Source organism: Pseudomonas sp. ASL4 (genome assembly GCF_056680395.1).
On the sequence record NZ_CM155280.1, the window covers coordinates 4,956,686 to 4,969,178 of the forward strand.

Genomic DNA, 12,493 nt, shown 5'->3' on the forward strand with positions numbered 1-12,493 from the left:
CGGGTAGAAACCGGGGACATCCTTTACAGGGGTGAAATTCACGCTGCCGCTACGGGGTCGCCCCAAACCTATCGTGCGGTCCAATGTCATGGATAGGGTTATGAACCGGGAGGTTGATCTGTGAGCAAGTACTGATTTGACCGGAAGGTCTGAGTTGACTACGTTGATCCGTTAAAGGAAATCATCTCGTGCGACAAGGAGTGTCGATAATGTACCCAGCCGTTCGTTCGTCTATGGCCCTGGCCTGGACCCTGCCCCTGGCGTTCTGTGCAGTTGCCGCCCAGCCGCCGCTCGATCCGCTACAGACCCTGAACCGCATCAACCACAACTACAACGTCCTCAAGGACGCCTGCCAGGAACCCGATACCGGTGCCGCGCGCGGTCACTACTACTGCAGCGGCGTGACCTTGCGTATGGTCAACGACGGGGCATTCAACCCTTGGGACTACAGCCCCTACGCGATCAAGATCGGCGCGACCTCCTACTCCTGGATCCGCAAGGACCTGAGCACCCGGATTCTCATTCACCCGGCCGGTTTTATCCTGCGTACCCCAACCGATGCGGCGGCCTTGAACCTGCCGGTCAAGGAACAGGGCTGGACCTGCATCTACGCCTTCGATGGCGGTACCGGGCCGGAGCGCAAATGGTACGGCTGCGGCTTCTTCGACAGCCGCGAGCCACCGCGTGCGGCCCAGGGCGCGATGAACAACCGCAACGCCGCCCTGGCCTACGGCACCTGCGCGGAAGCCACAGTCAGCACCGCCGAGCAATGGACCCAGAAATACACCGGACTGATGAAGGGGCCGATCCAATACAGCCAGTGCTCCTGGAACGCAGAAAAACCGAGTGACTGGAACGCCATGATCCGGGTCCACGAGTCCCGGCCGAACACCACCAACAAGGATCCCTTCGCCTTCAGTGCCCAGGTCAACGAGTTCATGTTGAAGAATGCCTCGGCGACCAACGACGGCAGCGAAAACATGAAGTACATCGATGCCTTCATCTACAACGTCAACAGCACGCAAAACTTCGCCACCCGCGGTGACCAGTTGCCACCGAAACCGGAGGACGGCCTGAACAGCGCGCGCAACTTCCAGAAGAAACTCCAGGCACAGGGCTACAGCGTGCCGGTCCTGCGGCTGGACTTCACCAAGCCGGCGGAGCAGCGTTTCAGCTATGTCGCCGCCGACCAGGCGATAGACCTGACGGTTGCTGGCGGTGCACAGCCGACGCCGGCGAAACCGGCGCCCAGCTACATCGCTGCGGCTACCTGGATCGAGCGTTACGACCCGGGCAGCAAGAAAAACGAATGGACCCTCCAGGTCACACCCACCGCTCAGGGCAAGGCGATCCAGGCCAGCGACCAGGACGCCTTGTACAAGGAACTGTTCGAGCTGCGTGGAGCCGATAGCCAGTGGCGTGACAACGAGAAATCACCGGGCAGCATGCGCCAGCAACTGAGCTGTCTGGTGCAGAACTATCCGGCCAAGACCGAATGGAACCTGGAACCGTTTCGCCCCAATGTCACACCCCAGGAAGCGGCCAAGGCCGGTTGCAATCCGCTGCCGCTACAGGCACCGCAATACATCGCGTCTGCCGATTGGGTCAAGCGTTACGACCCCGGCACCCGCAAGGATGAATGGACCTTGAGCGTGGTGCCCACGGCGGCTGGCCGCGCGTTGCCCAACGAGCAGGCCGGGGCTTTGTACGACCAGTTGTTCACCCTCAAGGGCGCAGATAGCAACTGGCGTGACAATGAAAGTTCCGCCGGCAGCATGCGCCAGCAATTGAGCTGCGTACTGGTCAACTACCGCAGCAAGACGCCCTGGAATCTCGAGCCTTTCAGGCCTGCGTTGTCGGAGAGCGAGACCCGGGCCGCAGGTTGCAACCCAGTGCAGCGTTGAATTTGCGGGGCACTGTGGCGCCCTTGCCGAGGGCGCTGCGGTTGTCCGCGGCAGGTCGCGCAAGTCGTCGGCGAATGAGGCTGGCGCGTGCAACGAACCCTTCTGTTTTCTGTAGCACCGGCATGGACGCCCACGCCGGCTACCGGTTCCAACCACAAGGAAGTAGCCCCATGAAAAAACGTCTGAACAGGATTACGTCATTACTTATATTTCCGTTGCTCTTGCAAACGACATTAGCCAACGCCGAATCATGCGAGGAGACGCTGAAACGGGTTGAAACGTTGTACAACAACACAGTCGATAGTTGCAGGCAGGATCCGGCGTCGGACTGTTCGGGATTGATGATCCGGGGCACTCACCGAGCCGACCCGGCAAAGGGGCAGAAATGGGATGTCTGGAATCCAAGCCCGAAAGCCAAAGAGCTGGGTACGTTTGCCGCGTCTTTTATGCGTGCCGATGGCATCAGCTATGAAGATCCTGGCATGAGTACGCAGAACGGCTACATCATCACTCCGAGAGATCTGGTACGCGATCCCGAGACTCCGGTGCATGTTTATTGTGCGTTTCCCAACGACGCCTGGACCGATTTTCGAGACGATCGGGGCTGTGGCAACAATAAAAACACCGCCCAGACAGAGGCCGTATGCCAAGCCATGGCACCCCCTATCCTTAGCGCGAATGCCTGGGTTGCGCATTTCACCAAGTTCAACAACGACATCAAGCAAGACCAGTTGCAATGTGGCTTCAATATGCGCAATCCCATGAGCAGCAAGGATCGAGTAGACGCCTTTCGCAACTTCATGGAGGCACGGAAAGTCATCAACACCCGTGAGTTTCAAACCCAGACAGAATTACGCTTGGGTAACCCGAAAGATGACGAACTACCGATTCTGGCTTTTTTCTACAGCGATCAACGTGGCTTGAACGATGCCTTGGCCAATCAGCGGGACTATAAAAACAAGACAGGAAAGGACCGTAACATCGTCAAGATTGATTTCCCAAGAACCCCGACGAGCAAGGCCAGCTTCTCGTGCATCAAAACCACGCCTCCACCCTCGCAACAGTTCTGTGACAAGTACATCGAATCAAGCAGCTGGGCACAACGTCCCGATCCAAAACTCGGACCGAACACCTGGTCGCTCCAGGTGGTGCCTACCGCTTGCGGCCGCGCGATCAAGGATGATCAGACCGACAGAATGTTTGCCGAGTTGTACAACAAACATAAAGACGATCAGCAATGGAGGGCGTACAGCGTCAATGGCGGGTCACTGCGCCGGCAAATGGTTTGTCATCTGGCAGCAACCGTCGACGGCAAGCCTGTCAGGAACAAGCCCGAATGGAACCTTGAACCGGCGCGGCCGTACGTCGACCAAGCCACAGCCGTAGCGCAACACTGTAATCCCTACTGAGGCTTTAAACGGCAAAACCCGATCTGCCGATACCCAGGTATCGGCAGGTTTGCATTTTTACCAGCAACCGGGATCTGGACCAGATTGCCTGGCCCGTGCATGGAGCCAGGGTGTGACAGGTACTCGCAGTCATGTCCGCGGGGCGGCGCTTCACTCGATCAGTTATCACCTCATCTACTCACGCCAAAGTAGAACTGAAAATCGCGTTTCTACGCAAAATCCAGGTCTGCCAACCAGCCGATAAATTTCAGATTCGGCATAGAAACGCAGACTTCAATTTTGGCTCAGCGTTTTTACACACTCTGGGCCAAAAGCAGCCTGTGGGGTGCGCTTAGGAAATCTGGGCAACTCACAATTTTTACTCTTTTCATCCAGGCGACCTGCGATGCCAATCGCCAATACCTCACAGCAAACCCAGCAACAAACTGCCTCCCAACGAACCGCACAAAGCTTAAGACGCCAGCAGTGCTTGATGAATCTCAATAGTAGGAATCGCAACTTCTAGACGCTGGCCGTTAAGCCACCTCCTAGTTTCGCTGACGTCGAAAATCTGGCCCTGCTGCATCAAGGCCAATATGAGTTCGTCCGAGATGCGATAGCGTCCGCAGTCCAGGCAGTCTCTTTCTTCCCAAGGGCCAGAGCATTGAATACGTTCAGCGATACCTATACAGATAAGACAATTCATCGCGATCACCCTTTTTATAGTTGTACCCGACCGGTCAGAGGCCGCCGTCGATGGCACGCCCGTTGACAAACAGTCGGGGTGCCCGAAGAAAATCTGCATGATTAGGAATAATTGAAGGCAAGGGATTCCGCACGTTGCGAGCGCCCCCTTACCCTTTCATAAATGTCAGACAGGCGTGCCAGGCTCAATGTCATACGCCTTCTGAACAAGTTCAGCGCGCTTACCTAGTCCTTCCCTGCTCTTGCGGGTCCAAGCGGAGTCGATCTGCTTACGTTGCTGATCAATAATTTCCTTTGGCTCAACATTCCGGTAAGTGTCGACGGTGCCGGTGATAACACCGATGGTAGTTTCGAATACCGGTTCCGGATCGTACTGTTCATGCGGGAAAGCTAGTTTGTTGTAGTCGAAGAGACGCGTGGAAGGATCGTCCTGCCAAGTTTTCCACGTCTCAAACATACGATCATTGAACCCGGTCAGGAACGGCCCCGGGTTCACTGTTGCCACCTCGATACCAAACTCTCTGAGTTCAAGTCCCATCGCTTCTGCAATAGCCTCCACCGCGTGCTTGGAAGACGAATAAGCGCCAGCGAATGGATCGGCTGTAAGGCCTGCGACTGAGGACATAAAGACAATCTTGCCCTTTTTCTTCAACACCATCTTCTTAGCAATCAGTTGAGTCAGCATCAGCGGGCCGACCACATTGACCTCGTACTGACGACGCAAATTTTCGGCAGGAATATCAACTGTCGCTCCGCCTTCTGAGATACCTGCATTGTTTAGCAGCACGTCCACATCCCACTCAGCAGCTTTTAGCCGGTCGCCTTCGTGTGTGACGTCGAGCTTCTCGACACGAAGACTAACCCCACGACGCTTCGCTTCTTGTTCGAGTGAATGCACCTGGGCCACGACCTCGACTCCGGCGATGACATCCAGCCCTCTCTTGGCGAGTCTGAGGGCTACTTCATAGCCAAACCCTGTACCTGCTCCCGTAACGAGCACTCTCATGATTTTCTCCTGGATGGTGATATTTAAGAGGTAGCCGAACGAGGAGTGCGTTTCGTCAGCACATGATTTATCTGTCTGCGATAAAGGAACACACGTTCAACAAATCTAATCATTCCCGGACGAGTGGTTACGGAGTACGTCTCACGAAAAACTCTGAATCATTCGTCAATATCACCCTCTATCTTTTATTCTCGGAGAAATTTAGGGAGTAATTTTGAGCTACCTGGATTGGGTTCAATGGCCTGCGATGCTGGTAACGGTGTTTGCAGCGTGGCTTATCGGGTCTCAACGACCCGCAAGGCGGATGACAGGGTTCGTATGCTTCAGTTTGAGCAATTTGCTGTGGGTGATTTGGGGGGTGTACGTAGAAGCCTATGCTCTCATCGTCTTGCAGATTTTCCTTTTTCTAATGAACCTTCGCGGGTTCAAGAAGAACCTCGACGTAAACTAGGTTTATCCATCAAGGTCAGGTGCTTTCAGGTACTAAACCGTACCTCTGTGCTTATGTGGACACCTTAAGACTGGAGATTGAGACAGTCCTCTCTAGCCGCCTGCCGAACTTTCCTGAGAAACGGCCTCAGGGATAGTTTTCGCAGAAAGCGGCGGAACGAATGTACAGATCGCGATCTTTTCCTCGGAACAGCCCAACAAATCACACACAAACAAAAACGCCAGGTGCCGTTTTTTTGCCTGGCGTTTGTGCAAAGTCGAAGCCTTGTAAAACCACTCAATGTAGTCAACGATGCAATTGGCCTTCGTCCCTTGTTTTGTGCCATGGCACCCTGCCCTATTTCCTGAATATTCAGGACTAAATTCGAGCACGTCACCCACAAACGACCTGATGACAGCAGAACCGACTATTCTTTCGGACAGTGAACGCTGCACTCTTGGCAAAAAGGGACACCATGCCAGACTATGATCGCGCCATCGGCTCCAGCCCCGGCTTCACATGCGGTGATCGAACCTATCTGATCAAGCCCAGGCGACTCTGGATGGCCTCAATTGCGGTTTTCTGTCTTTTCACGGCAACTCCCGGATACAGCCAGAACCTGCCAGCCGCAGCGGGTGCCGAAAACGCCACGGTTACGGTGATTCAAGCGCAGGAAATCGTTTCCAGGGCCACCCTCGAAGCCGTTCGCTGGAGCGGTCCTGAATCTGGTCCGCAAGCCCAACGAGGCAAGAGCATCGCCTTTGTCGCAGAAGATTTGCGTAACGGAGGAATTGTCGGTGTCGCGCAGGGCGCTCGCGAGGCAGCCAAGGCGATGGGCTGGACGCTGAAAATATTCGATGGCGCTGGATCATCGGCCGGGCGTGCAAAGGCCTTTTCCGATGCCTTGGCGGCGAAACCCGACGGCCTCATTCTGTGCGGCTCCGACGCCCTTGAGAACAATGCGGCGCTGATGCTCTTCGCCAACAGGAAGGTGCCGGTGGTTGGCTGGCACGCCGGGGCACGACCCGGGCCGATTGACGGCACGCCAGTGGCCATGAACGTCACGACCGACCCGATAGAAGTGGCGCGCCTCACGGCCATGGCGGCAGTGGCACAGTCAAACGGACACGCCGGCGTGGTCATCCTGACTGACTCCAAGTACAGCATCGCCATGGCGAAAGCCAAGGCCATGGAAGACGTCATTCGGGCCTGTCGGGAATGTACGTTACTGGAAGTACGCGATGTCGCGATCTCCGAAAGTAGCGAGAAGATGCCGGCGATCACCAAGGAGCTGCTTCAGCGCTATGGCAAGCGCTGGACCCACACCCTGGCCATCAACGATATCTATTTCGACTACTCGATTGCCTCATTGACCAACGCTGCAATACCCAGTGACGGCATCAGTCTGTTGTCTGCCGGTGATGGCAGCGCTTCGGCTTTCTTGCGCATACAGGCAAAAACCTACCAGACCGTCACCGTGGCCGAGCCGCTCAACCTGCATGGCTGGCAAGTGATAGATGAATTGAACCGGCTGTTTGCAGGTCAGCCGGTGAGTGGCTTCGTAGCGCCGATTCACCTAGTCAATGCCGACAACATCGCCTTCGACGGCGGGAAGAAATTCCAGTACGACCCTGACAATGGCTATCGAGACATCTATCGCCACCAATGGAATCCCTGACATTGGACGTTACTTCCCGACTCGGACGCTGGCTATTGCCGCAATCGCTACGCGCGCAGTTCACGCTGGCGTTTCTGACGCTGGCGCTGCTGATCCTGGCGGGTGGTGCAACTGCGGTCTACGCGTTGCGCACGTCAAACAGCGCCACCCGCCAGCTGACAGATGAACGACTGGTCCGCATGCAAAATGGGCAAGACATGCTGCAGCGTACCTTGCTGATCGAACGCCAGACCGATCAGCTTTTGACAACCCGCTCCCCCGACGCCCTGCGTTCAAGCTATGCGGCGACCGTCGAACAGCTTGAAGCCCTTGATCAACTGGTGCAGCAGCTGACTGCCTCGAACAGTGGCGTGGCGATACTTGACATGTACCAGTCGAGCCAGATGTTCCGCAACACCGCCAACATCGTTGCGCAACTGCGAGAAAGCCTGCTGCAAACCGAGGTCACCTTCGAGCAAACCCTGAAGGAGCATACCGCCCGGTTAACCGCGACCCAGACCCGCGCCAGCCTGGAACTGGCGGTGTTACTTTTCGATCTGCCGCAGGCTGTTGACAGTGATGCCGTGGAACGGCTGCGGATCCGGTATGAGCGCCTGTCAGGCACCGCAGGCAAGTTACCCAACGCTGACGTGCAGACGCCTGATCTCTTCTCTCTGCACCTGAGGCTCATCAATCAGCGCAACGTCATACAGCGCTTCAATGAAGAACTGAAGAATGAAGCCGGGGTTCTGGTCGCGGTGGCCCGTGCGCAATCCAGTGCTTACACCGAAGACTATCGCGAAGCTGTGCAGCGTCTGGTCGAGGCCTCCAATCGTAGCCAGCAATGGGTGCTGATCATGTTGGGTGCCAGCCTGGTGTTCGCCTGGTTCGTGACCCGGGTCTTCATGGGCCGTCATGTGCTCGTGCGCCTGAATGAAATAAGCCGGCAATTGCGTCAGGAGCACACGGGCAAAACGCATTTAGTGATGGCAGAGCATGGGAAGGACGAGATCGGCAACATGGCGAGTGCGGTGAATCAATTCCTTAAAGACCGACTTCAGCTGGAAAAAAGAACGGTCCAATTGAGTATCGCCACAGAGCGGCTCGCCGTACAAAACAGCCGATTAGAGCAAGAAGCCATCATCCGCGCCGGACAAGGTCATGTCCTGGAGCTAATTGCCAGGAGCACCGAGCTTGCAGAAGTCCTCGACAGCCTGGCTCACCTGGTTGAGTCCCAACTGGAGGGGATGATGGTGTCCATCCTGGTACTGGATGAGGATGGCAAGCACCTGCTGCACGGGGCTGCCCCCAGTTTGCCGAAAGCCTATAACCAGCTCATTGACGGGATTGCGATCGGTCCTAACGTCGGTTCATGCGGCACTGCGGTGTATCGACGAGAACCGGTCATCGTCACGGATATCGAGCTGGATCCGCTGTGGGAGGCGTACCGCTCAGTTGCTGCGCCCTATGGATTTCGCTCCTGCTGGTCAACGCCGATTCTGTCCCATGAGCGAAAGGTATTGGGTACGTTTGCCTTGTATTCCAACACCGTACGCAGCCCTCGCGCGACCGAGACGCGACTGATCGACATGGCGACACCTCTTGCCGGCATTGCGATAGAACGCCAACTTACCGAAAAGCGCATTCGCTATATGGGCGACCATGACGCACTGACTGGGTTGCCGAATCGCACACTGCTCGAAGACCGTCTCAAGCAGGCAATACTTTATGCTCAGCGCTACGACCGCCTGGTGACGGTGGTGTTTCTCGATCTGGATAAATTCAAACTGGTGAATGACAGCCTTGGGCACAGTGCTGGAGACGAACTGCTGAAAACCGTCGCCCGGCGCATGCAGGAGTGTGTACGCCGCACCGACACCGTCGTGCGACTGGGTGGCGACGAGTTTGTGATTATCCTGTTCGACCAGCCCTCAGACCTCGACGGCGTTACTCCAGCCCTGCACAAAATCCAGGAAGCCATCCTGCGGCCGATTCAGCTCAGCGGACATACACTCCACGTCACCTGCAGCATGGGGTTGGCCACCTACCCTGCCGACGGCAGCGATACCGACACGTTGCTCAGCAACGCGGACGCCGCCATGTACCGGGCCAAGGAGTTGGGTCGCAACAGTTACCAGTTCTATACGAGCGAGATGAATAACAAGGTTCAGGGCAAGCTTGCCATGCAAGATGGGCTTCGAAACGCACTCAACCATGACGAATTCCTGCTGCTGTACCAGCCACAGGTGGATTTGCAGTCAGGTCAGATTATCGGCGTAGAGGCACTGATCCGCTGGCAGCACCCCGAGCTCGGCATGGTGTCTCCAATCAAATTCATTTCGCAGGCCGAAGAGACCGGGTTGATTGTGCCCATCGGCGACTGGGTGATTCATACCGCGTGCAGACAGAACAAGGACTGGCAGGATGCGGGCTGGCCACCGATCACCATGTCGGTGAATATTTCAGCACGCCAGTTCATCGAAAGGGATCTGATCGACCGGGTGAGGCATGCCTTGCAAGAAACCGGACTGGACCCGATGTACCTTGAGCTGGAGCTGACCGAAAGTCTGATCATGCAAGACCTTCAGCAAGCCATCAGCAAAATGAAAGAACTGCAAACAATGGGGATCAGTCTCTCAATCGACGACTTCGGCACCGGCTACTCCAGCCTCGCCGCATTGAAAAGCTTCCCGATCGCAAGACTCAAGATCGACCAGTCTTTCGTGCGCGATCTGCCCGACAACGAGAACGACAAAGCCATCGCCACCGCGGTGATTTCATTGGGACACAAACTGAACCTCAAGGTCATTGCCGAAGGTGTCGAAACCGAAGAGCAGCAAACCTTCCTGCGTGAAAACGGTTGCGATGAAATTCAGGGCCACTTTTTCAGCAGAGCGGTCAGCGCAGAGGAAATCAGTCTGTTACTGCGTACACCCCGGCTGCTTCAACCGAGCCACATTGCGAGCCCTGACTTGGCAAAGCGAAAACGCGATGTAAAACGCCCAAGCAGCCCAATGCCCGGGCATTAATGACATATTGGCCTGTCTACTCTGACCTACTTGCTCGAAGGAGAAATCCGGCACAAGGACAGCCTAGGCTCGGATCAATGGGTGAAACCGAGTGACGTCAGCGGGATGATGGCCGGCAGCGCGATCGCCCATGTCGAACGTCCCCCCAAATCACTCATGGCCAGCGGCTTTCGCATGCACAGCTTGCAAATCTGGCAGGCCTCGCCGAAAGAACATGAACAAGGCCACGGCTATTACAGCCACTACTCGACCGAGCCCCTGCCCTTCAGCGATAACCTTGGAGTGAAGATCCGGATAATTGCCGGTTCAGGCTTTTGCCTGGAATCACCGGTGCCGGTGCGCTCCCCTACGCTGTAAGCCGAATTAAAAATCGCGACTGGTAGTGGTTTCGAGTGGAACTTACTGAAACGAAAAAAAGAGACCGAAGCCTCTTTTTACAATGCTGACAATAAAATAACGCGCAAAAAAAACGCCACTCATTGAGTGGCGTTTTTTCTGTATTTGGAGCGGGAAACGAGACTCGAACTCGCGACCCCGACCTTGGCAAGGTCGTGCTCTACCAACTGAGCTATTCCCGCGTCTTGGTGTGGCGCATTCTATAGAATCCAGAAGCCCCGTCAACCCTTTGATTCAAAAAAGTTTTATTTCTTTTCTACGTCGGTCTTCAGATGTGGCCAGGCAGCCCGCAGATATTGGACCATGGACCACAATGTCAGGCCTGCCGACACCAGCAACAAGGCGTAACCCACCAGGACCCAGAAGCTGAAGTCCGACGGATTGGCCAGCAGGATCACCAGCGCCAGCATTTGCGCGGCGGTTTTCCATTTGCCCAGGTTCGACACGGCGACGTGAGCACGGGCGCCGAGTTCGGCCATCCACTCTCGCAACGCCGAGACGACAATCTCGCGACCAATAATGACCGCTGCCGGCAGCGTGAGCCACAGGTTGCCGTGTTCTTGCACCAGCAATACCAGCGCGACAGCGACCATCAACTTGTCAGCCACCGGATCGAGGAAAGCCCCGAACGGTGTGCTTTGCTCCAAACGGCGAGCCAGGTATCCGTCCAGCCAATCAGTGGCAGCGGCGAATGCGAAGACTGAACTGGAAGCCAGATAGCTCCATTGGTACGGCAGGTAGAACAGTAAAATGAAGATCGGAATGAGCAGGACGCGTAGAACGGTAATCAGATTAGGGATATTCATCGGCACAACTGGCTACGAGGTGAGTTGGCATTCTACTTGAAAAGGACAGGCGATGAGGCGTGTTGGCCCATTCTACGGGCTTCTTTCGGGCCATGTCTAACACTGTTCTAACAGAGTTCTAACACTTTGTGGCATCTCAGAGCCCCTCATCCAGAGGCCTGCGCGGGCACGGTAAGGACCCATGCATACACGCGATAAGGCTCAGGCGGGGGCCTACGGGGGAACCTGCAGCTATTAAAGCATTGAGGTGTTGTCTCCCAAAATTTCGCTATTTTCTGGGTAGCCTTCATCAGGACCCAAGACAGCCTCAGCAGGTAGCTTGCCGTAATAGCTATCGGTAAGGGCCGTGGAGGTCTTCCAGAGTTTGCCGCATGACGCCCACCAGCGTATTCAGAGCAAGCGACAATGTGTCTCGCTCCTGCCGACGCAGCGGGCGAGTGAAATGGAGCAGTTGCTTCCGCATAGGTGGCAGCCGGTTTAATTACGCAAGACGGGATGCCCGGACACATACGAAGCGTGCCTGTTTCGGACAGGAAAGGCACCACGACAAGTCATAGTAGGGCTATTGCTTGGAGGGTTGGTCTGGATGGGTTTTCTTCCACTGGCGATAGCCCATTACAACCGTGAGAAACTCTTGCTCCCTTTGATCGTTGCTCATGCGCTGATGAGCAAGCATGTTCCGCTGCGTATCGTTCTCAAGGGTCGTTTTGAAAGCTTCGGTGACGGCTTGATATTCCTTCGCACATCGCAGAGACAGGGCTATGGCCACCGTTCCCGCGTCAGAAACACCATCATCAACAGTTGGAACCATTGCGCTCGCACAAGCATTTTCGACTTTCAAAGCATCCATCAGTTGCGGTGCAAGTTCAGCATTTGCTGATTCGGCCGTAAGAACAACCATAGTCAAAATCAGAAAGCGAAATTTCATGGCTTTTCCCTGTTATTCAAAGCGCTTGGACACGAGCCTAAACATACACTGTAGTGATCAACTAATCCCGGACACGACGTTAAGTTTTTTTCTCGGCCTGAGCTGGCGCAAGCACCACGGCAACATCACCCATCACAGCCACCAAGTAGAACGCAGACGACATCCCCAAAGCCTTCGACCAACATTAGGACTTTTCCTACAGACCTTCCCTTCCCTTTCCGGTAGCCTTCCGCGAGCCAGCATA

Annotated in this window: 8 protein-coding genes, 1 tRNA gene and 1 pseudogene; 6 read left to right on the forward strand and 4 right to left on the reverse strand. The window is 55.6% G+C overall.

Annotated features, from left to right (window positions below):
• The first annotated feature begins 209 nt into the window (after nucleotides 1-209).
• Nucleotides 210-1,904, forward strand: coding sequence for a DUF2599 domain-containing protein (locus AC1MEW_RS22375; protein ID WP_480423702.1), 1,695 nt, complete (start codon nucleotides 210-212; stop codon nucleotides 1,902-1,904).
• Between the two features lie 170 nt (nucleotides 1,905-2,074).
• Nucleotides 2,075-3,313, forward strand: coding sequence for a DUF2599 domain-containing protein (locus AC1MEW_RS22380; RefSeq protein ID WP_201256877.1), 1,239 nt, complete (start codon nucleotides 2,075-2,077; stop codon nucleotides 3,311-3,313).
• Between the two features lie 850 nt (nucleotides 3,314-4,163).
• Here AC1MEW_RS22380 and AC1MEW_RS22385 read toward each other — a convergent pair.
• Nucleotides 4,164-5,003, reverse strand: coding sequence for an SDR family oxidoreductase (locus AC1MEW_RS22385; protein ID WP_322268342.1), 840 nt, complete (start codon nucleotides 5,001-5,003; stop codon nucleotides 4,164-4,166).
• A 247-nt stretch (nucleotides 5,004-5,250) separates the two neighbouring features.
• Here AC1MEW_RS22385 and AC1MEW_RS22390 point away from each other — a divergent pair, with 247 nt between their 5' ends.
• The 4 genes and pseudogenes from AC1MEW_RS22390 to AC1MEW_RS22405 form a co-directional block, all read left to right on the forward strand.
• Nucleotides 5,251-5,454, forward strand: a complete 204-nt coding sequence (locus tag AC1MEW_RS22390; protein ID WP_416195336.1) for a hypothetical protein — start codon at nucleotides 5,251-5,253, stop codon at nucleotides 5,452-5,454.
• 637 nt (nucleotides 5,455-6,091) lie between these two features.
• On the forward strand, nucleotides 6,092-7,111 hold the full coding sequence (locus tag AC1MEW_RS22395) for a substrate-binding domain-containing protein (protein WP_201256920.1): 1,020 nt from the start codon (nucleotides 6,092-6,094) through the stop codon (nucleotides 7,109-7,111).
• Nucleotides 7,099-10,119, forward strand: a complete 3,021-nt coding sequence (locus tag AC1MEW_RS22400; protein ID WP_480423703.1) for an EAL domain-containing protein — start codon at nucleotides 7,099-7,101, stop codon at nucleotides 10,117-10,119. Before AC1MEW_RS22395 ends, AC1MEW_RS22400 begins: the two co-directional genes overlap by 13 nt.
• Nucleotides 10,120-10,122: 3 nt before the next feature.
• Nucleotides 10,123-10,473, forward strand: a pseudogene (locus AC1MEW_RS22405) (pirin family protein); the annotation flags it as partial.
• 148 nt (nucleotides 10,474-10,621) lie between these two features.
• Here AC1MEW_RS22405 and AC1MEW_RS22410 read toward each other — a convergent pair.
• The 3 genes from AC1MEW_RS22410 to AC1MEW_RS22420 all read right to left on the reverse strand — a co-directional run bounded on the left by AC1MEW_RS22410 (nucleotide 10,622) and on the right by AC1MEW_RS22420 (nucleotide 12,249).
• A tRNA-Gly gene (locus tag AC1MEW_RS22410) sits at nucleotides 10,622-10,697 on the reverse strand.
• 63 nt (nucleotides 10,698-10,760) lie between these two features.
• Nucleotides 10,761-11,321, reverse strand: a complete 561-nt coding sequence (gene pgsA / locus AC1MEW_RS22415) for a CDP-diacylglycerol--glycerol-3-phosphate 3-phosphatidyltransferase (protein ID WP_201196552.1) — start codon at nucleotides 11,319-11,321, stop codon at nucleotides 10,761-10,763.
• Nucleotides 11,322-11,883: 562 nt separating this feature from the next.
• Nucleotides 11,884-12,249, reverse strand: a complete 366-nt coding sequence (locus AC1MEW_RS22420; protein WP_480423704.1) for a hypothetical protein — start codon at nucleotides 12,247-12,249, stop codon at nucleotides 11,884-11,886.
• Nucleotides 12,250-12,493: the final 244 nt, after the last annotated feature.